This is a genomic window from Microbacterium sp. ZW CA_36, from assembly GCF_044987475.1.
In the GTDB taxonomy this organism is placed as follows: Bacteria; Actinomycetota; Actinomycetes; order Actinomycetales; family Microbacteriaceae; genus Microbacterium.
On record NZ_JBJDRL010000050.1, the window covers coordinates 1 to 19,008 of the forward strand.

The following is a 19,008-nucleotide window of genomic DNA, read 5'->3' on the forward strand; positions in this document are numbered from 1 at the left end:
CATGGGCACCGGACTATAGCCGAGACCGCCGCGCGGCATCCGTCCATTCCCGTTGAGCGGCAGACGCCCGGCGGGAGCTGTCATCGCCCGGCGGGGGTGTTCACTTGCGCTACACGTACGGGAATGAGCCCCGGAAGCGTACGTTCAGCGCAAGTGAACACCCCCGCCGGGCGATGACAGCTCCCGCCGGGCGTCTGCCGCTCAACGGGAATGGACGGATGCCGCGCGGCGGTCTCGGCTATAGTCCGGTGCCCATGGCCTCATCGTCGCGGACCGCACGACCCGAGCCGTCGCGCACGACCTCGATCGCGATGCTGCTCGTGGCCGTGTGCCTGGTCGCGGCGAACATGCGGCCGGCGATCACCGGTCTCGGCCCGCTGCTCGACCAGATCGGCGCCGACACCGGGATGTCGGTCTCGGCGCTCGGAGTGCTCGCGGCCGTGCCGCTGATCGCGTGGGCACTGTTCTCGCCGCTCGCCCACGACCTGAGCCGGCGGTTCGGGCAGCCGCGGGTGCTGATGTGGTCGCTCATCGTGCTGCTGGCCGGCACGCTGGTGCGCTCGATCCCGGGGCCGGTCGTCAGCCTCTGGGTCGGCACGGCGATCATCGGCATCGGCATCGCGATCATCAACGTGCTGATGCCCGCCGTGGTCAAGCGCGACTTCCCGTCGCATGTCCCTTCGGTGACGGCCGCCTACACGGCCCTCCTCGCAGGCCTCGGCGCGGTGTCGTCGGGGGTCGTGGTGCCGATCTCGCACATCCCCCTCGGCGGCGATCCCGCCGGGTGGCGGTTCGCCCTCCTGGTGACGGGCGCCGCCCTGCTGCCGTTCGCGATCGTCGGGTGGTGGTGGGCGCACCGCGGCGCGGCGCACGCTCATGTCCGGGGTTCCGCGCCACGAGGGCGCACGGGCATCTGGAGCGACGCGACCGCGTGGCTGGTCGCCGTGTACATGGGACTCCAGGCATCCATGTTCTACATGTTCGTGACCTGGCTCGCCCCGCTGTCGATGTCGATCGGCCGCACCGAGGTGGTTGCCGGGATCGACGTCATGGTCTACCAGCTGTTCTCGCTCGCCGGCTGCCTGCTGCTGCCGCTGATCCTGCGCGGCGGCCTGGAGAGGTGGGCGCCCGCCCTCATCCCCTCGCTCGCGATCGTGGGCGTCGCCGGCCTCATGATCGCGCCGGACGCCGTCCTGCTGTGGGCGTCGCTCATCGGACTCACCGGCGGCGCGACGCTGGCGATGTCGCTCACGCTGATGGCGCAGCGGGCGCGCGATCACGACGCGTCGGCTGCTCTGTCGGGCATGTCGCAATCGGTCGGATACGTGATCGCCGCGTTCGGCCCGGTCGCGTTCGGCGCGCTCCACAGCCTCACCGGCGATTGGATCGCCTCGCTCGCGCTGGTGCTCGCGGTGCTCGCCGCGCTCACGGTCGTCGGCGTGTTCGCCGGACGCGACCGCTACGTCCTCGAACGCTCCTGACCCGGCGTCGGTTCGGGTGTCACGACACGCGGCAACGCCGGCCGGAGTCTCCACAATTCGCGTGCCCCGAACCGCGGCCCGGCGAACTCGGGTGTCACGACACGCGGCAACGCCGGCCGCGTTGCCACGATTCGCGTCCCCCGAACGGCGGCCTGCGGGAACGGATGCCGCGCCCCGCGCCGTGGCTCGAGACGACGTCGCAGGTGCCCCGAACCCTGGCCCAAGGCTTCGGGTGTCACGACACGCGGCAACGCCGGCCGCGTTGCCACGATTCGCGTCCCCCGAACCGCGGCCCGGCGAACTCGGGTGTCACGACACGCGGCGACGCCGGACGCGTTGCCACGATTCGCGTCCCCCGAACGCCCGGGCTCACTCGTCGGGGAAGGCCAGCGCCCGCAGCAGCGCGCCAAGGGTCTCGCGGTCGTCGGCGCTCAGCTGCGCGTGGACCCGCTCCTCGGCGGCGCGGGCGGACTCGCGGGCGACGGCGACGAGCTCGCGGCCGGCGTCGGTCGCCACGACGACGTTGGCCCGCCGGTCGGACGGATCGGGCTGACGCACGACGAGGTGCCGGGCCTGCAGCTCATCGACGAGGCTGACGACCTGGCTGGGATCGAGCCGGAGGAATTCGGCGAGCTCCCGCTGCGACGGCCGGGCATCGCCCGACGCGAGGACGAGCACCGAGTATGACCGGGCCTTGAGTCCGTGCTCGGCCAGTGCGGCGTTGCCCGCGGCGAGCGCGATGGCGTTCGCGCGGGCGAGCAGGAAGCTGACGTCGTCGGTCAGGGCGGACGAGCGGAGCCCCTCGGGCGCGACGGGCGCGACGGCGGCGTCGGCGGGTTTCGGCATGGCCACGATGCTAGTCCACTTCATGGATGAACGGAATGATTGACTTTCTCAACGGTTAGGACTTCAATGGACCCGACACGAAGGAGTTCACGCATGTCTTCGCACGCCCCCCTCGACGGCAAGGTCGCCATCGTCACCGGCTCGGGCCGCGGCCTCGGCCTCGCCTACGCCCAGGAGCTCGCCCGCCAGGGCGCCGCCGTCGTGATCAACGACGTCGACGATGCCACCGCTGCCGAGGCCGTCGCCTCGATCGAGGCCGAGGGCGGCCGCGCCGTCGCCGTGGTCGCACCGGTCGGCCCCACCGAGACAGCGAAGCAGCTCGTGCAGGCCGCCGTCGACACGTTCGGCCGGCTCGACATCCTCGTGACGAACGCGGGTGTGCTGCGCGACACCGTGCTGTGGAAGATGAGCGACGACGACTTCGACACCGTCATCAACGTCCACCTGCGCGGCACCTTCACCTGCGTGCGCGAGGCAGCGACCTACATGCGTGCGAACGAGGTCCCCGGCCGCATCATCTGCATCGGCTCGCCCACGGGTCAGCGCGGCAACTTCGGGCAGACGAACTACGCCGCCGCGAAGGCCGGCATCGTCGGCATGGTGCGCACGTGGGCGCTCGAGCTGAAGAAGGCCGGCATCACCGCCAACGCCGTCATCCCGGTGGCCGCGACCGCGATGACCGCGACGGTCCCCTACTTCGCCGCGGCAGTCGAGGCCGACGCCGCGGGCAAGCCGATGCCCGCGTTCTTCCGGCACGACCTCGGGTTCGGCACGTCCGACGACGTCGCCGGACTGATCGCCTACCTCGCATCGGATGCCGCCGCCGGCGTCACCGGGCAGGCCATCGGCATCGGCGGCGACCGCCTGCAGGTGTGGTCGCACCCCGAGGCGGTCGCGACCGCGTACCACGAGGGCGGCTGGTCGTACGACGACCTGGCGACCGGGTTCCCCGACGCAGCCGGCGCCCTGCAGTCGGTCGGCGAGAGGTTCCCGCCGCTCCCGGAGGAGCTGCAGCGCCCGGCGCCGACCGGTCGTTGAGCGAGCGAAGCGAGACGAAACGCCCATGACCCGCTACGAACCCGCGATCGACGTCGACGCGCTCACCGCGCTCGACGTGCACGTGCACATCGAGGTCGACCACCTCGGTCACTCGTCGCTGCCCGACGACCTCCGCGATGCCGCGGCGGCCTATTTCAGCACCGACGGACCGAACCCCGACCTCGACGCCGTCGCCGCCTACTACCGGGAGCGGCGGATGGCGGCCGTCGTGTTCACGGTCGACGCCGAGACGAATCTCGGCCAGTCGCCGCTTTCGAGCGCCGACATCGCCGAGGGGGCCGCCCGCAACAACGACGTGCTCATCCCGTTCGGCTCGGTCGACCCGCTGAAGCCGACGGCGATCGACGATGCGCGCCGCCTCATCGAGGACCACGGCGTGCGAGGGTTCAAGTTCCATCCCACCGTGCAGGGCTTCGATCCGTCCGACGCTGCGCACTCCGCGCTGTACGAGACGCTGCAAGAGGCGGGCGTCGTCGCGCTCTTCCACACCGGCCAGACCGGGATCGGCGCCGGCCTGCCGGGTGGGCGAGGCCTGCTGCTCGGCCTGTCCAACCCGATGCTGCTCGACCCCGTCGCGGCGCGGTTCCCCGAGCTGCAGATCATCATGGCCCACCCGTCCGTGCCGTGGCAGGACGAGGCCCTGTCGGTCGCGACCCACAAGCACAACACCTGGATCGACCTGTCGGGCTGGAGCCCGAAGTACTTCCCCGAGTCGCTCGTGCGCGCCGCCAACTCGTACCTGAAGAGCCGCGTGCTCTTCGGCTCGGACTTCCCGCTGCTCACGCCCGACCGCTGGCTGCGGGACGCCGAGCTGCCGACCGCTTCGGGCGCCGCGCGCTTCAAGGCCGAGGCGCTGCCCGGCATCCTCAAGGACAACGCGGTACGCCTCCTCGGGCTCGGCGGCTGAGATGCCGGCGCTCGAGGCGGATGCGACGTTCGGGTTCGACCCGTACGCGATCGCGGCCGCCCACCTGAGCACCGCCGCCCGCGCGACACTCGGGCGGCTGCAGACCGCCCTGGACCGCGACATCCGCCCGCTCCTCGCCGACGCGTGGGAGACGGCGACCATGCCGTCCGAGGTGCTCGACGCGCTCATCCCGCTCGATCTCATGCAGCCCGAGGGGATGGATGCCGCCGAGGCGGCGTCGAGCGTCTACTCGGGGTTCCGCAACTACGTACTGGCGCGCACCGACGTCTCGGTCGCCACCCTCTACAACGCCCAGTCCGGCCTCTTCCGGACGGCGATCACCCTCGGCGGCTCGCCCGCACAGGCGGCCGGGCTCGACCCGCGCGTACGCAGCTTCGAGCTCAAGGGCGTGTTCGCGCTGACCGAGCCCGAGCACGGCTCCGACATCGCCGGCGGACTCGCCACCAGCGCGCGGCGCGTGGGCGACGGCTGGGTCATCGACGGCCGCAAGAAGTGGATCGGCGGGGCTGCGGCATCCGATGTGCTCGTCGTCTTCGCACGTGACGTCGACGACCGCGCCGTCAAGGCGTTCCTCGTCCCGACCGGCGCCGAGGGCGTCCGCCTCGAGACGATCGGCGGCAAGATCTCTCTGCGGCCGATGCAGAACGCCCTCATCACGCTCGACGGGGTGCAGGTGGCCGAGGATTCACGGCTGCAGAACGTGAACGGATGGGCGGACGTGGCCCGCATCCTGCGGGCCATGCGCGCCGACGTCGCCTGGATCGCCGCCGGACTCCAGGCCGGCGCGCTCGACGCCGCCGTGCGCTACGTGCGCGAGCGACACCAGTTCGGGCGGCCGATCGGCGGCTTCCAGCTCGTGCAGGAGAAGCTCGCCCGCATGCTCGGCAACTGCGTGGCGTCGCTCGCCCTCGTCGTGCAGCTGTCCCTTCAGCAGGACGGTTCCGCCGAGGTCGGCGGCGCGTTCGCCGACGAGAACTCGGCGCTCGCGAAGATGCAGACCGCCCGTCTCGCCCGCGAGACCGTCGCCCTCGGCCGTGAAGTGCTCGGCGGCAACGGCATCCTGCTCGAACACGACGTCGCCCGCTTCTTCGCCGACGCCGAAGCCGTGTACTCGTACGAGGGCACGCACGAGATCAACGCCCTCATCGTCGGCCGCGCGCTCACCGGCGCGTCGGCCTTCACCTGATCGACGCCGGCTGCCGCCCCTGTCGAAGAGCCAGACCCCACCGAAGGAGAATCCATGACCACCACCGTCGACTACGCCGACGTCGCCGGGCTCGCCGGCACCGACCTCGGCTGGACCGAGTGGCTCGATGTCACGCAGGACCGCGTGAACCTCTTCGCCGACGCCACTGACGACCACCAGTGGATCCACATCGACCCCGAGCGCGCGGCCGACGGTCCGTTCGGCGGGCCTATCGCCCACGGTTTCCTGACGCTGTCGCTCACTGTGAAGTTCTGGTCGGAGCTGTTCGACGTCACCGGCGTGACGACGCGCGTGAACTACGGTCTCGACAAGGTGCGCTTCGTCTCGCCGGTCGCCGTCGGCGCCCGCGTGCGCATGAACGCCGTCATCGACGAGGTGACCGAGGTGCGCGGCGGCTACCAGTTCGCGGTCGATCAGACGATCGAGATCGAAGGCGGCGAGAAGCCCGCCGTCGTCGCGCGCGGCCTCTACCGCTTCTACGCCTGAGAGCGCGTTTCGTCTCGCTTCGCTCGCTCAACGACCGAGACCCGGTCGTTGAGCGAGGGAGCGAAGCGACCGAGACGAAACGCCAGACCGACCACCTTCCTCGAGGGAGAGGACTCCGCAACGATGCACGAGGGAATCGGGTTCTGGCTCGCCAAGCGGCGGCTGAAGGACCCCGACAAGACGGCCGTCGTCTTCGGCGACCAAGAGCTGAGCTATCGCCGGCTCGCGGATGCCGCCGACCACGTCGCCGCTGTGCTGTGGCATCGCGGCATCCGTCGTGGCGACGCGGTCGCCTACATCGGCGAGAACAGCCCGCAGTTCCTGCAGGTCATGTTCGGCGCGGCGCAGCTGGGCGCCGTTTTCGTTCCGCTGAACACGCGGCTCGCCGGTCCCGAGATGCAGCACATCCTCGTCGACTCGGGTGCGCGCGCCGTCGTGCTCGACCCGGAGTTCCTGGAACGGGCGATGCCGGGCATCGAGGCGGGGCGCATCGCCCACGTCATCGTGACCGGCGACGGGCTGCCGGAGCACCCCGGCCTCGCCCGCCTCGTGGCCGACGCCCCGGGCGGCCACACCGTCGCCGAGGTGAGCCTCGACGACCCCGCGGCCATCATCTACACGTCGGGCACGACGGGGCGGCCGAAGGGCGCTGTGCTGAGCCACGGCAACCTCACGTGGGTCGCCGTCAACTGCATCGTCGACTACGACGTCGTCTCGACCGACGTCTCGCTCATGATCTCGCCGCTGTTCCACGTCGCCTCGCTCGGCATGGGCGCGCTGCCGGTGATGCTGAAGGGCGCGACGCTCGTCCTCGAGAAGGGGTTCGAGCCCGGTCGCGCGCTCGCGCAGATCCAGCGCCACGGCATCACGATGCTCAGCGGCGTGCCGACCACGTACCAGATGCTGGCCGACCACCCGGACTGGGCGGCGACCGACATCTCGACGCTGCAGAAGCTCACGTGCGGCGGGTCGGCCGTACCCACCCGCATCCTCAATGCGTACGAGGAGCGCGGGCTGTCGTTCTCACAGGGCTACGGCATGACCGAGACCTCGCCGGGCGCGACATCCCTCGCACCCTCGATGACCCGCGAGAAGCAGGGCAGCGTCGGCCTCCCCCACTTCTTCACCGAAGTGCGCATCACCGATGAGCACGGCGACGTCGTGCCGCGCGGGACGGTCGGTGAGATCGAGATCTCGGGCCCCAACGTCTTCCTCGGCTATCACGGCCAGCCCGACGCCACCGCGGCCGCGTTCACCGACGATCACTGGTTCCGCTCGGGCGATCTCGGCTACCTCGATGCCGACGGCTACCTCTACATCGCGGACCGTCTGAAGGACATGATCATCTCCGGCGGGGAGAACATCTATCCCGCCGAGGTCGAGAACCTCATCTCCGACATCGAGGGGATCTCGGGCGTGGCGGTCGTCGGCGTGCCCGACGAGCGCTGGGGCGAGGTGCCGTGGGCGGTCGTGACGCTCAAGGAGGGCGCCGAGGTCGACACCGAGATCGTGCGCTCCCACCTCGACGGCGTGCTCGCGCGCTACAAGCTGCCCAAGAACGTGGTCGTGGTGGAAGAGCTGCCGCGCACCGCGTCGGGCAAGGTGCGCAAGGCCGACCTGCGGTCGCGGTTCGGCGAGAGCCGATGACGCGCATCCCGCCGGTGCCGTCCCTCGTGGCGGCGTTCGAGGTGGTCGCCGAGCTCGGCCCGCTCGAGGACCACGGCATGACGCGCGCCGGCCATCGGCGCATCATCCCGGTGGTCGGCGGCACGATCACCGGCGAGGTCACCGGCACGATCCTCGCCGGCGGCGCCGACTGGCAGACAGTGCGGGCGGACGGCTCGATCGAGATCGACGGCCGCTACAGCGCCCGCGACGATGACGGGTCGCTGCTCTACATCCGCGCCCAGGGCGTGCGCAGCGGCGACCCGGAGGTGCTCGAGGCGCTGCTGCGCGGCGAAGACGTCGATCCCGACGCGTACTACTTCCGTGCCGCGCTCACGCTCGAGTCCGCCACACGCCCCGAGTTCGAGCGGGCGGTGTACATCGCGTCGTACGTCCGGGAGGCGAGCCGCGTCCGATACGTCGCCTACCGCGTCACCTGAGCGACGCTCCGGCTCAGCCGACGAGCGCCGCGAAGTCCCGCACCGCGGGGAAGGCGAACTCGCGGTGGCGCTGCGTGAACAGCTCGAACGAGCGGTCGGCGGGCCAGTCCTCGCCCATGTACTGGCGCGGCAGGCGCGGGTCGGCGCGCAGCAGCGCCAGCCAGTCGGCGACCAGCAGCGTGCGCGCGGTGAGGGGAGGCAGATCGGATGCCGCATCCTCTCGCTCCCAGTGCTCGATGAATTCGTCGTGCGCCTCGCGGATGCGCTCGACGTCCCACGCGACGCGGACCGCTTCGACCATGGGGAACCCGTCCAGCTCGGCGGCCGAGAACGCGGTGACCGATCCCGGCGGCAGGTCGGGGATGATCGCCCCCAGCGCCGCGGCGAGGTCGACGGCGCCGGGTGCGATCCACAGTCCGTCGCGGAGCACGGCGAATCCCGACCACGTCAGGGCCGCGCGGAGGCGATGGCGGAGGTCGCGCAGGTGCTCGGGAACGGTGTAGGTGACGAGGGTCCAGCCTTCGCCCTGCGGCTCGAACGGCGCCGGCCCGTTGACGCGGCCGGAGGCCTCGCGCAGCACCTCGCTGCCGTGCCCGGTGAGGACGAACCCGATCTCACGGCCGAGGCGACGGCGTTCGAGCAGCCCGCTGTGCACCATGCGGTCGAGGTTGGTCCGCACCGCGGAGGCCGCGACCCCGGCGCTCTCGAGCGCACCGATCAGCACGCTCGCGCGCAGCGGCTCGAAGTACCGGTCGCACACGTACTCGCCGAAGAAAGCCAGGAGCAGCTGCCGCGGCTTGCGCGTGAGCACCGACGTCTCGACGGCGGAGAGCGCCGGCTCCGCGACGGCAGCCCTGGCGGGTGCGACGCTCACGCGGCCTCCGGGCGGACGGCCTCGCCGCGCTTGGCGCGCTGGATCTGCTCGTACACGTGGGTGCGCAGCTCGGTGAACCGCGGCAGCGCGCGCGTCGTGATCTGGTCGCGGTCGGGCGCGAGGTCGATGGCGAGGTCCTCCTGCACCCAGGTCGGCGACTTCGACAGCACGATCACGCGCTCACCGAGGTACACCGACTCGTCGATGTCGTGCGTCACGAAGAGGATCGACATCCCGCGCTCGCGGTGCAGCTTGCGCACCAGGTCTTCGAGATCGGCGCGGGTCTGGGCATCGACCGCGGCGAAGGGCTCGTCCATGATGAGCACCTCGGGCTGGTACGCGACGGCGCGGGCGATCGCCACGCGCTGCTGCATGCCGCCGGAGAGCTGCCAGGGGTAGCTCTTGGTCGCGTGCTCGAGGCCGACCGCGACGAGCGCGTCCTCGACGAGGCGGTCGCGCTCCGCCCGGCTGAGCTTCTTGTGCTTCAGCGGCAGTTCGACGTTGCCGCGGACGGTGAGCCACGGGTACAGGCTGCGCCCGTACTCCTGGAAGACGAGCGCCATGTTCGGCGGCGGCGCCGTGACACGTCGGCCGCCGAGCTCGATGACGCCCGAGGTCGGCTTGAGCAGCCCCGCGATGCACTTGAGCAGCGTGGTCTTGCCACAGCCCGACGGGCCGACGATGCACACCAGCTCACCGGCATTCATCCGGAACCCGATGTCGCCGATCGCCTCGACGTTCCCGGTCGTGGACTCGTACACCTTGCGCAGGTTCTCGACGTTCAGCAGTGTGTCAGGCACGCTCGACCTCCTTGATTCCGTGATACCAGCGAAGCACGCGCCGCTCGACGAACCCGAAGATCACCGCGAGCAGGACGCCGATGAGGCCGAGCAGCACGATGCCGCTCCACATCTCGGCGATGAGGTAGTTGCGCTGGAAGTAGACGATTCGATAGCCCAGACCCGAGGACGAGAAGAACATCTCGGAGATGACCATCAGGATCAGCGCGATCGAGAGGCACTGCCGCACACCCGTCATGATGCGGGGACTCGCGGCCGGCAGCACCAGATACCGCAGCCGCTCACCCGAGGTCACCGCGAACGACCGTGCGGTCTCCGTCATCACCGAGTCCGTCGATCGGACGCCCTCGATGGTGTTCAGCAGCACGGGCCAGATCGCGCCGGCGACGATCACGACGACCTTCATGAGGTCGTTCGCGCCGACGAGGACAGCCACGATCGGGATGAGCACCGGCGGCGGCACCGCGCGGAAGAACTCGAACACGGGCTCGAGCAGCTCTCGCAGCCACTGCACCAGGCCGATGACGATGCCCGCCGCGATGCCGAGGGCGACGGCCAGCACGATGCCGATCGCGAGCCTGCCGAGGCTGGGCACCACGTCGTCGAAGAACGCCGGGCCCACCCACGTCTCGACGAATGCCTCGGCGATGACGAGCGGGCTCGGGAAGAACGGGGCGGGCGAGACCGAGGACCAGATGCCCCACACCACGAGCAGGATGATGGGCAGACCCAGCGCGTACGCGGTGTTCTCGCCGAACTTCGCCCACACCCGGGACGAGCGGCGCGGCGTGACGACGGTGCTCGTGTAGAGGGTCACAGGACCTCCTCCCCTCGTACGGACTGATGCCACGACAGCGACCGGCGCTCGATCGCCCGGAAGACGAGGTTGACGAGCAGTCCGAGCATGCCGGTGACGATCACGAGGGCGTACACCGTCGTCCACTGCCCGGATTCGCGGGCGAGCATGATCGCGCGTCCGAGTCCGGGGATGCTGATGAACATCTCGGCGGTGATCGCGAGGATCAGTGCGACGGTCGCTGCGAGCCGGAGGCCCGTCATGAGGTATGGCAGTGCGGTCGGGAAGACCAGGTTGACGATCCGCGACCCCCGCGACAGCCCGAAGCTGCGCGCCGTGTCGCGGGCGACGGCGTCGACGTCGGCGACGCCGTAGAGCACCTGGATGAACACCTGCCAGAAGCTCGCGTACACGATGATCAGGAGCGCGGCCTGCAGCTGATAGCCGAACATGAGGATCGCGAGCGGAATGAGGGCGACCGAAGGGATCGGCCGCAGGAACTCGACCGTGGTGTGCGTCGCTCGGCGCAGGAACGGCACCAGGCCGATGACCGTGCCGAGGACCACGGCGAGCACCGTCGCGATCACGAGGCCCAGCGCCCAGGACGTCAGCGTACGGCCGACGTTGCGCCAGAACTCCAGATCGCCGAACAGCACGAACAGCTGCGCGATCGTCTCTGTCGCCGTCGGAAAGTACGCCGGGTTCACGATCCCGAGCGTCGGCAGCAGCTGCCATGTCGCCAGGAACCCGAGGATGCCGGCCACGCCGAGCACGACCTTGCGCATGGTGCGGTTCTGCCGGGCGCGCGGCGACGTGGCGACGGCCGGCGGGGCGTCAGCGGTGGCGGTCACGGTACCTCCGATCGGTGCGGTCGGGGGACGTGGATGGTGGCGGATGCCGCGGCGCGCGGCATCCGTCACCCCCACGTCGCGGGGCTACTGCTGCTGGAGCAGTCGGTCGAAGTCGGGCTCGGCCTCGATGTAGCCGAACTCGACGGCCAGTGTGCCGAGGTCCTCGATGCCGGCGTCGGCGAGGTCCCACGTGAAGGTCGGGAGCGTGATGCCGGCAGCCGCCTCGTCGGGGATCTCGAGGTTGGTCGCGATCGCGGCGCGCACGGCATCCTCGTTGTCGCCCGCCCACTCCAGCGCCTCGGCCATCGCGGCCGAGTAGTCGGCGACGAGGTCGGGGTCCTCGTCGAGGAGCGCCTGCGTCGTGATGTTCGTGAGCACCGACAGGCCGGGGATCGTCGCCTGGTAGGGCGCGACCACCGAGACGCCGCCGTCGCCGAGGACCATGCCGCGGAAGGGGTCGGGCGCCCACGCGGCGTCCATGGTGCCGGCGGCGAGCTGTGCGGGAACGTCCGGGAACGCGACCTCGACGAACTCGATCGTCGAGGGATCGCCGCCGTCGTCCTGGACGGCCTTGCGGATCGTCAGGTCTCCGGCGGCACCGATGGTGTTCACCGAGACCTTCTTGCCGGCGAGGTCGGCCGGCCGCGTGATGCCGGAGTCGCCCAGCGCGACGACCGCGTTGACGTCGTCGCCCTCGGCGAGGCTGTTGGCGTAGTTTCCGACGATCACGACGCCGAGGTCCTGGACGTCCGCGCGGATGGGGCCGAACGGCTGGCCGATGGCGAACTGGATGTCGCCGCTCAGCAGTGCCGGGATGGCGTTGGCGCCGCCCTGCGCGGGCACGACCTCGATCTCGAGGCCGTGGTCCTCGAAGATGCCCTCGTCGATGGCGGCCCAGAGGGCGCCGGTCTCGGCGATGGGCAGCGCGGCCACGCGGACGGCGGTGAGCTCGCCCGAGCCCTCCGCGTCGCCGCCGGACGTGGCGGTGGATTCGGGATCGGCGGCGGAATCGGTGCAGCCGCTCAGCGCGAGCGCGGCGGCGGCGAGAACGCCGAGGGTGGCAAGACTCTTCTTCATTGACGGGCCTCTCAGGAGCGGGTGCTGTGGGTGTCGACAGCCGCGTCCGCCCGACCGGGAGTCGGAGTCGGCACCGCGGCGTGCCGGACAAGAGTCATGGTGCGCCTCTCGACGTCGATTGTCAATGCTTTTGTGACGCCCGTCACGGATTGCTTGAATCACCCGCGACTTCGCGCCTCGGCATCCGCTCAACGGAAATCACGGCGTGCGTGGTGGGCCGCCCCGCGCAGGATGGGTCCGCACGCACAGCGTGCCTATTGCCATTACCTATGGTCATAGGTATTCTCAGATCACCGCGGTGCAGAGACGCACCCGGAAGAGGAAAGGACCTCTCTCATGGCCCATGCGACCCCCGCATCGCCCTCGGCGGCCGCCCTCGTCGACGGCTTCTCGCTCGAGATGACCGGCAAAGACATCGCCGGTCTCGAAGAGGCGCGCGACACGATCCCGCAGGGGACGAAGGTCAACGTGACCTTCCTCGGCAACGAGGACCTCGAGATGCGCGTCGCGGCCGCGAAGGCCGTCAAGGAGATGGGCTTCATCCCCGTCCCCCACCTCTCGGCGCGGCGGCTGCGGTCGCAGAACGAGCTCGAGGAGTTCCTCGGGCGCCTGCAGGAGGTCGGCGCGACCGAACACGTGTTCGCCGTCGGCGGCGACCCGGCCGAGCCCGAAGGCCCCTACCCGGACTCGCTCACGGTGATCCGTTCCGGCGTGCTGCAGAAGTTCGGCGTGCGCGAGGTGTCGATCGCCGGCTACCCCGAGGGCCACCCGGACATCCCCGCCGACGTGCTCTGGCGCCACCTCGACGAGAAGGCGCTCACGCTCGCGCAGGAGGGACTGGATGCCGTCGTCCTGACCCAGTTCGCGTTCGACACCGATCCGGTGATGACCTGGATCAGCCAGGTGCGCGATCGCGGCATCGACGCGCCGATCCGCATCGGCACGCCCGGACCCGCCGGCATCAAGCGGCTGCTCGGCTTCGCCCGCCGATTCGGCATCGGCGCGAACGCGATGATCGTGAAGAAGTACGGCTTCTCGCTCACAAACCTGATGGGCACCGCCGGGCCCGACCGCTTCGTGTCCGACCTGGCCGAGCGCCTGAGCTCGGCTCCTCAGCCCACTGCCGACTCGATGGACGCAGCGGCTGCGGGAACGGGCTCCGAGGCCGGGTACGGCGACGTGAAGCTGCACTTCTACACGTTCGGCGGCCTGCTCGCGACGAGCACCTGGGCGCGGGAGTTCGTCGCCGCGCAGGCGCACGGGGCGCGCCGATGACGACCCACCTCGAGGTGCGGCGCGATCATGCGTGCCTGATCGTGCACGGCCCCGACCGCTCCGGCATCGTCGCGGCGGTGACCGCGCTGGTCGCCCGCGTCGGCGGCAACATCGTGACGCTCGACCAGTACTCCGACAACCCCGAGGGCGGCGAGTTCTTCCAGCGCGTCGTCTTCCATCGCGTCGACCTGCAGGCGGCGCTGCCCGCGATCGAGGCCGACCTCGACGAGACGCTCGGTCCGCTCGGCCTCGAGTGGCGGCTGACCGACCAGTCGATCCCCAAGCGCATGGCGATCCTCGCCTCGACGAGCGACCACTGCCTGCTCGAGCTGCTCTGGCGGCACCGTCGCGGCGAGCTGCCGGTGACGATCCCGATGGTCATCTCGAACCACACCAACACCGCGGAGGACGTCCGCAGCTTCGGCATCCCGTTCTTCCACGTCCCCTCGCAGGGAGCCGACAAGTCGGCCGCCGAAGCGCGGATCGTCGAGCTGCTGAAGGGCAACGTCGACTTCGTCGTGCTGGCCCGCTACATGCAGATCCTCTCCGATTCGTTCCTCGACGAGGTCGGGGTGCCGGTGATCAACATCCACCACTCGTTCCTGCCCGCGTTCATCGGCGCAGCCCCTTACCGCAAGGCCAAGGAGCGCGGCGTCAAACTCATCGGCGCGACCAGCCACTACGTCACCGCCGACCTCGACGAGGGCCCGATCATCGAGCAGGATGTCGCCCGCGTCACCCACGCGATGACCGCCGGCGACCTGCAGGCCCGCGGCGCGTACGTCGAGCGCGCCGTGCTCTCGCGGGCGGTCGAATGGCACGCCCAGGACCGCGTGATCCGCCACGGCAACAGCACCATCGTCTTCACGTAGCCCCCGGTCGTCGAGCGAGCGAAGCGAGACGAAACGCTCGGCCCGAGGCATCCGTCCCACAACCACACACCCCACGAACAGAGAGGTTCCCCATGGCGAAGAATCTGCAGGAGCTGCTCGACGGCCAGAACGCCGTCGAGATGCTGCGCAACTCGCAGATCGGCTCGTACATCTATCCGGTGGTCCCCGCGGACTTCCAGAACTGGATCAAGGAGCAGAAGGCCTGGCGCGACACCGCCGTGCTCTACGACCAGTCGCACCATATGGACAATGTGTTCCTCAAGGGCTCGGATGCGATCCGCCTGATCTCCGACACGGCCATCAACTCCGTCGCGACCTTCCCCGTGAACCGCGCGAAGCAGTACGTGCCGACGACCGCGTCGGGGCACGTCATCGGCGACGGCATCCTGTTCCACGAGGCCGAGGACGAGTACGTGTACGTCGGCCGTGCGCCGGCATCCAACTGGCTGATGTACCACGGTGAGACCGGCGGCTACTCCAACCTCGATGTCACGGTCGACCGGCGTTCGCCGTCGCGCCCGTACGGCGACGCCGTGAGCCGGCGCTACTACCGCTTTCAGATCCAGGGCCCTGCCGCATGGCAGGTCATCGAGAAGCTCAACGGCGGACCCCTCGAGCAGCTGAGGTTCTTCAGCATGTCGGAGATGCAGATCGGCGGCGCCAACGTCCGCACCCTGCGCCACGGCATGGCGGGAGCGCCCGGCCTCGAGGTGTGGGGACCGTACGAGGACCATCACCGCGTGCGCGACATCATCGTCGAGGCGGGCGCGGAGTTCGGCCTCGTCCCGGTCGGCTCGCGCGCCTACCCTTCGAACACCCTCGAGTCGGGCTGGATCCCGTCGCCGCTGCCGGCCATCTACTCCGGCGAGGCCGAGCGCGGCTACCGCGAGTGGCTCGGCGTCGACAGCTACGAGGCCACCGGCACGCTCGCCGGCTCGTTCGTGTCGGAGAACATCGAGGACTACTACCTGACCCCGTGGGAGCTCGGCTACGGCTCGTTCGTGAAGTTCGACCACGACTTCATCGGGCGCGACGCGCTCGAGAAGATCGACCCCGAGACGCAGCGCCGCAAGGTGACGCTGGCGTGGAACGCCGAGGACGTGACGAAGATCTTCGCGTCGCTGTTCGACGTCGAGGGCGACAGCTACAAGTTCTTCGACCTGCCGCTGGCGAACTACGGCTCGGCGAACTACGACGCGGTGACGGATGCCGACGGCAGCGTCGTGGGCTTCTCGATGTTCACCGGGTACAGCGCCAACGAGAAGCGGGCGCTCTCGCTCGCGACCGTGAACCCCGACGTGCCGGAAGGCGCCGAGGTGACGGTCGTCTGGGGTGAGCCGAACGGCGGCACCACGAAGGCCTCGGTCGAACCGCACCAGCAGCTGGAGGTGCGCGCGGTGGTCTCGCCGGTGCCGTACTCCACGGTGGTGCGTCAGAGCTACCACGGCGGCTGGCGCACCGGGTACCAGGCCCAGCCCGCCTGAGCCACGAGACCCGAGGGGGTCCGCCCTGCGGGCGGGCCCCCTCGTACCATTCCGCCGAGGCTCGACCGTGAGACCTCATCAGGCGGACGAGACCGTGGGTGAATCCCGCACTCTCGTCCGTCGACTGGGGTCTCACCGTCTTCGGCCCGCTACCCTCGGGCGAGGAAGGAGAGCACCTGATGAGTCTGCGGTATGCGCTGTTGGCGATCCTGCGGGTGGGCCCGCTGTCGGGGTACGACCTGCAGAAGCAGTTCCACCAGTCCGTCGGACATGTGTGGCATGCACCCGACTCCCAGATCTACCCCGAGCTGCGCAAGATGGAGGAGCTCGGCCTCATCGAGGGCGAGGAGCAGACACGCGGCGAGCGCGGCACGCGGCGCATGTACCACGTGACGGATGCCGGCAACCGGGCGTTCCTCGACTGGATGGCCTCTCCCCTCGACTACCAGCGGGTTCGCGACCCCGCCCACCTGCGCGCCGCCTACCTCGAGGCGACCACGCCCGAGGCGGCCCGATCCTTCCTGGAGCGCCACATCGCGCAGTGGGAGGGCGAGCTGGCGCAGTGGGAGGGTGAGCTGGAACGCATCGACGCCATCGCCAACCCGATGCTCGTGCGCCGCCTCGCCGTGACGGCGGATGCCGACCGCGAGCGCACGATCGCCTACAAGCGCTTCGCGTACGAGGGCCTCGTCGAGCGGGCGCAGGGCGAGATCGCCTGGGCCCGCCGCGGCCTCGAGCTCGTGGACCGCCTGGACGGCGCCGAGGCCCAGTCGGCGACCGGTACCTGATCGCCGTACCCGGCTCCCGGTCGTTGAGCGAGCGAGGAACGTGGTCGTTGAGCGAGCTTGCGAGTCGAAACGCAGAGACGAAACGCGGTTCCTGATCCCCGGTCGTTGAGCGAGCGAGGAACGAGCGGTCGTTGAGCGAGCGAGGAACGAGCGAGACGAAACGCGGTTCCTGATCCTCGGTCGTCGAGCGAGCTTGCGAGTCGAAACGCAGAGACACGGGGCCCTGCACCGCCGCCCTGCCCGTCTTGCGGCGAAGAGGCGACCCTGTCGGCCGACCGTGAGCGGGTCCCGGCTAGGCTGGTCCCGTGTCGATGGAAAGCCCGGATCCGCGCGGAACGCCCGCCACCGACCGGCTCAACTACACGGCATACCGCCTGGCACGCGCCTTGAACCGCGCCGCCGAGAACACCGCCCTCGCGCACGGCGTGACTCTCGCTCAGCTCCTCATCCTGCAGGTGCTCGGCGAAGGGGTGCCGTTGTCGAACGCGCAGGTCGCCCGTCGCACGTTCGTCAGCTCCCAGGCGGCCCATGTGGTGTCGGCTGAACTGCTGGAGTCGGGCCTCATCGAGCGGGTCGAGCATCCCACGAACCGACGCGTGCGGCTGGTGCGGCTGAGCGAGACCGGCTGGGACACGCTCGCCAAGTGCGAGGGCGAGATCCGCGAGCGCGAGGATCGGCTTGCCGAGATCATCGGCCCCGACCTCGGGCGCTCGCTCGCCGAGGTGCTGGATCGCGCCGCCGACACCCTCGCGGGCGGCTACTTCGGAGATGCGGATGCCGAGGCCGAGGCGGTCGCCAACCGCCGACGCCCCAGCAAGGGGTCGGGACTGGCTCCGTCCTGAAGCGGCGGCCCGGGCCGCCGGCATCCGTCATCGCCTCCGCAGCCGGACGGCGACGAACGCCGCGCACGCGAAACCGGTGAGGCCGCCGATCGCCAGCGCCACCCTTCCGCCCTGGGCGTCGATCACCCATCCCATGAGCAGGGCGCCGAACGGGACCATGCCGTAGGCGCCGAGCGTCACGAGCGACATCGTCCGGCCGATCTGGTCGGGAGCGACGGTGACCTGGGCGGCCGCGTTGAGGATGCCGTGGTAGTACCCGACGCCGAGGCCGAGCAGCGGCCCGAGCGCGAGCAGGATGGCCAGCGTGGGCGCCGCGGCGTTCATCAGCAGCGCCGCTCCGAGTCCCACGCACGCGACGATGAGCGAGCGCACGGTGACGCGATCGCGGCCGGCGGCGATGACGCCGCCCGCGATGGCGCCCACGGCGTTCAGCGTGTGGGTCGCCCCGACCGCCGTCGCATCGCCGCCGAAGGTGAGACTCACGGTCGATGTCAGCACGAGCATGAGGTTGAGCGCCAGCAGGGCTACGAGCGCGTTGACGATGAGCAGCGTCACCAGTTCGCGGCTGAAGAATGAGGAACGGATGCCGCGTCCCGGCCGCTCCGCCCGCCGAGGACGCGGGAACAGCCGCGCAGGGCGGATGGCCGCGATCGATGCGAACACCAGCAGGAACGACACCGAGTTGATCAGCATGCAGGCCGTCGCACCCAGTCCCTGGAAGGCGATGCCGGCAAGTCCTGGGCCGATGGAACGCGCCGAGGCGAGCGCGATGGTGCTGAGCGAGACAGCGCGACCCAGGCTCTCCGGTCCGACGATCTCGAAGATGATCGCCTGCGCCGCCACCCTCTCGAACGCGTGGACCGTGCCGAGCGCGGCCACCAGTGCGTAGATCGCCACGATCGGCGGCTCGGCGGCGAGGGTCACGAACGCGAGCCCCGCCACGACGAGCGCCGATGCGAGTGAGGTCACGAGCAGAATCGTGCGCGGTCGCACCCGATCGGCGAGGCGGCCGGCCGGAAGACTCAGCACGAGCAACGGCAGGAACTGCGCGACGGTCACCCCGCTGAGCGCCTGGGCGCTGCCGGTCGCCTCGAGCACGACGAGCGACAGCGCGAGGTTCTGAAACCACGTGCCGGTGTTCGAGATCACCTGTCCGCTGAAGTACAGCGAGAAACGTCGGTTGCCGAACGGTTCGAAGACGCGCACGCGCGGCGCC

The 19,008-nt window shown here is 70.2% G+C and carries 19 protein-coding genes; 12 read left to right on the forward strand and 7 right to left on the reverse strand.

All coding sequences use genetic code 11. The features are described 5' to 3' along the window. Positions 1-254: 254 nt before the first annotated feature. The gene (locus ACI3KX_RS16870; protein ID WP_404910438.1) at positions 255-1,481 is read left to right on the forward strand and encodes an MFS transporter; all 1,227 of its coding nucleotides are present in this window, start codon (positions 255-257) and stop codon (positions 1,479-1,481) included. A 369-nt stretch (positions 1,482-1,850) separates the two neighbouring features. Here the strand turns inward: ACI3KX_RS16870 and ACI3KX_RS16875 are convergent, their stop codons facing one another. Further along, complete coding sequence (locus ACI3KX_RS16875; protein WP_404910439.1) at positions 1,851-2,327, reverse strand: MarR family winged helix-turn-helix transcriptional regulator; 477 nt, start codon at positions 2,325-2,327, stop codon at positions 1,851-1,853. Between the two features lie 93 nt (positions 2,328-2,420). On the opposite strand from ACI3KX_RS16875, the gene ACI3KX_RS16880 reads away from it, so the two are divergent. The 6 genes from ACI3KX_RS16880 (at position 2,421) to ACI3KX_RS16905 (ending at position 8,112) form a co-directional block, all read left to right on the forward strand. Beyond that, positions 2,421-3,365 (forward strand): SDR family NAD(P)-dependent oxidoreductase, encoded by a 945-nt coding sequence (locus ACI3KX_RS16880; protein WP_404910440.1) that lies wholly within the window; start codon positions 2,421-2,423, stop codon positions 3,363-3,365. A gap of 25 nt (positions 3,366-3,390) precedes the next feature. After that, positions 3,391-4,293 carry an amidohydrolase family protein gene (locus tag ACI3KX_RS16885; protein WP_404910441.1) on the forward strand — a complete coding sequence of 301 codons (903 nt, stop codon included), beginning with the start codon at positions 3,391-3,393 and terminating at the stop codon, positions 4,291-4,293. 1 nt (position 4,294) lies between these two features. Beyond that, positions 4,295-5,500 carry an acyl-CoA dehydrogenase family protein gene (locus ACI3KX_RS16890; RefSeq protein WP_404910442.1) on the forward strand — a complete coding sequence of 402 codons (1,206 nt, stop codon included), beginning with the start codon at positions 4,295-4,297 and terminating at the stop codon, positions 5,498-5,500. A gap of 54 nt (positions 5,501-5,554) precedes the next feature. Further along, positions 5,555-6,007, forward strand: a complete 453-nt coding sequence (locus ACI3KX_RS16895) for a MaoC family dehydratase (protein ID WP_363355446.1) — start codon at positions 5,555-5,557, stop codon at positions 6,005-6,007. A gap of 123 nt (positions 6,008-6,130) precedes the next feature. Next, positions 6,131-7,654: an acyl-CoA synthetase gene (locus ACI3KX_RS16900; RefSeq protein ID WP_404910443.1), complete on the forward strand. Its 1,524-nt coding sequence runs from the start codon at positions 6,131-6,133 to the stop codon at positions 7,652-7,654. Further along, a complete protein-coding gene (locus ACI3KX_RS16905) occupies positions 7,651-8,112 on the forward strand; it encodes a DUF3237 domain-containing protein (protein WP_404910444.1) in 462 nt (153 codons plus the stop codon). The genes ACI3KX_RS16900 and ACI3KX_RS16905 overlap by 4 nt, the downstream gene beginning before the upstream one ends. 13 nt (positions 8,113-8,125) lie before the next feature. On the opposite strand, the gene ACI3KX_RS16910 is transcribed toward ACI3KX_RS16905, so the two are convergent. The 5 genes from ACI3KX_RS16910 to ACI3KX_RS16930 form a co-directional block, all read right to left on the reverse strand. Continuing rightward, positions 8,126-8,986 carry a PaaX family transcriptional regulator C-terminal domain-containing protein gene (locus tag ACI3KX_RS16910; RefSeq protein ID WP_363355452.1) on the reverse strand — a complete coding sequence of 287 codons (861 nt, stop codon included), beginning with the start codon at positions 8,984-8,986 and terminating at the stop codon, positions 8,126-8,128. Then, positions 8,983-9,786, reverse strand: a complete 804-nt coding sequence (locus ACI3KX_RS16915) for an ABC transporter ATP-binding protein (protein ID WP_363355454.1) — start codon at positions 9,784-9,786, stop codon at positions 8,983-8,985. Before ACI3KX_RS16915 ends, ACI3KX_RS16910 begins: the two co-directional genes overlap by 4 nt. Continuing rightward, a complete protein-coding gene (locus tag ACI3KX_RS16920; RefSeq protein ID WP_363355456.1) occupies positions 9,779-10,603 on the reverse strand; it encodes an ABC transporter permease in 825 nt (274 codons plus the stop codon). The genes ACI3KX_RS16915 and ACI3KX_RS16920 overlap by 8 nt, the downstream gene beginning before the upstream one ends. Beyond that, on the reverse strand, positions 10,600-11,433 hold the full coding sequence (locus ACI3KX_RS16925; protein WP_363355458.1) for an ABC transporter permease: 834 nt from the start codon (positions 11,431-11,433) through the stop codon (positions 10,600-10,602). Before ACI3KX_RS16925 ends, ACI3KX_RS16920 begins: the two co-directional genes overlap by 4 nt. An 84-nt stretch (positions 11,434-11,517) precedes the next feature. Further along, positions 11,518-12,510 (reverse strand): ABC transporter substrate-binding protein, encoded by a 993-nt coding sequence (locus ACI3KX_RS16930; protein WP_363355460.1) that lies wholly within the window; start codon positions 12,508-12,510, stop codon positions 11,518-11,520. 336 nt (positions 12,511-12,846) lie between these two features. On the opposite strand from ACI3KX_RS16930, the gene ACI3KX_RS16935 reads away from it, so the two are divergent. The 5 genes from ACI3KX_RS16935 (at position 12,847) to ACI3KX_RS16955 (ending at position 17,792) form a co-directional block, all read left to right on the forward strand. After that, on the forward strand, positions 12,847-13,785 hold the full coding sequence (locus ACI3KX_RS16935) for a methylenetetrahydrofolate reductase (RefSeq protein WP_363355462.1): 939 nt from the start codon (positions 12,847-12,849) through the stop codon (positions 13,783-13,785). Next, on the forward strand, positions 13,782-14,657 hold the full coding sequence (gene purU / locus ACI3KX_RS16940; RefSeq protein ID WP_363355464.1) for a formyltetrahydrofolate deformylase: 876 nt from the start codon (positions 13,782-13,784) through the stop codon (positions 14,655-14,657). The genes ACI3KX_RS16935 and purU overlap by 4 nt, the downstream gene beginning before the upstream one ends. Positions 14,658-14,749: 92 nt before the next feature. After that, positions 14,750-16,162 (forward strand): aminomethyl transferase family protein, encoded by a 1,413-nt coding sequence (locus ACI3KX_RS16945; protein ID WP_363355466.1) that lies wholly within the window; start codon positions 14,750-14,752, stop codon positions 16,160-16,162. 179 nt (positions 16,163-16,341) lie between these two features. Then, entirely contained in the window at positions 16,342-16,950 is a 609-nt protein-coding gene (locus ACI3KX_RS16950; protein WP_404910454.1) for a PadR family transcriptional regulator, read from the forward strand. 311 nt (positions 16,951-17,261) lie between these two features. Next, the gene (locus ACI3KX_RS16955) at positions 17,262-17,792 is read left to right on the forward strand and encodes a MarR family winged helix-turn-helix transcriptional regulator (RefSeq protein WP_404910455.1); all 531 of its coding nucleotides are present in this window, start codon (positions 17,262-17,264) and stop codon (positions 17,790-17,792) included. A 27-nt stretch (positions 17,793-17,819) separates the two neighbouring features. On the opposite strand, the gene ACI3KX_RS16960 is transcribed toward ACI3KX_RS16955, so the two are convergent. Further along, positions 17,820-18,998: an MFS transporter gene (locus ACI3KX_RS16960; RefSeq protein ID WP_404910445.1), complete on the reverse strand. Its 1,179-nt coding sequence runs from the start codon at positions 18,996-18,998 to the stop codon at positions 17,820-17,822. Between the last annotated feature and the right edge of the window lie 10 nt (positions 18,999-19,008).

What these genes read in the sequence shown, in the direction of transcription:
- ACI3KX_RS16950 (WP_404910454.1), top strand. Translation starts at nt 16,342, where the DNA reads ATGAGTCTGCGGTATGCGCTGTTGGCGATCCTGCGGGTGGGCCCGCTG.
- ACI3KX_RS16875 (WP_404910439.1), bottom strand. Translation starts at nt 2,327, where the DNA reads ATGCCGAAACCCGCCGACGCCGCCGTCGCGCCCGTCGCGCCCGAGGGG.
- ACI3KX_RS16905 (WP_404910444.1), top strand. Translation starts at nt 7,651, where the DNA reads ATGACGCGCATCCCGCCGGTGCCGTCCCTCGTGGCGGCGTTCGAGGTG.
- ACI3KX_RS16935 (WP_363355462.1), top strand. Translation starts at nt 12,847, where the DNA reads ATGGCCCATGCGACCCCCGCATCGCCCTCGGCGGCCGCCCTCGTCGAC.
- ACI3KX_RS16870 (WP_404910438.1), top strand. Translation starts at nt 255, where the DNA reads ATGGCCTCATCGTCGCGGACCGCACGACCCGAGCCGTCGCGCACGACC.
- ACI3KX_RS16945 (WP_363355466.1), top strand. Translation starts at nt 14,750, where the DNA reads ATGGCGAAGAATCTGCAGGAGCTGCTCGACGGCCAGAACGCCGTCGAG.
- ACI3KX_RS16930 (WP_363355460.1), bottom strand. Translation starts at nt 12,510, where the DNA reads ATGAAGAAGAGTCTTGCCACCCTCGGCGTTCTCGCCGCCGCCGCGCTC.
- ACI3KX_RS16900 (WP_404910443.1), top strand. Translation starts at nt 6,131, where the DNA reads ATGCACGAGGGAATCGGGTTCTGGCTCGCCAAGCGGCGGCTGAAGGAC.
- ACI3KX_RS16890 (WP_404910442.1), top strand. Translation starts at nt 4,295, where the DNA reads ATGCCGGCGCTCGAGGCGGATGCGACGTTCGGGTTCGACCCGTACGCG.
- ACI3KX_RS16955 (WP_404910455.1), top strand. Translation starts at nt 17,262, where the DNA reads ATGGAAAGCCCGGATCCGCGCGGAACGCCCGCCACCGACCGGCTCAAC.
- ACI3KX_RS16880 (WP_404910440.1), top strand. Translation starts at nt 2,421, where the DNA reads ATGTCTTCGCACGCCCCCCTCGACGGCAAGGTCGCCATCGTCACCGGC.
- ACI3KX_RS16895 (WP_363355446.1), top strand. Translation starts at nt 5,555, where the DNA reads ATGACCACCACCGTCGACTACGCCGACGTCGCCGGGCTCGCCGGCACC.
- purU (WP_363355464.1), top strand. Translation starts at nt 13,782, where the DNA reads ATGACGACCCACCTCGAGGTGCGGCGCGATCATGCGTGCCTGATCGTG.
- ACI3KX_RS16885 (WP_404910441.1), top strand. Translation starts at nt 3,391, where the DNA reads ATGACCCGCTACGAACCCGCGATCGACGTCGACGCGCTCACCGCGCTC.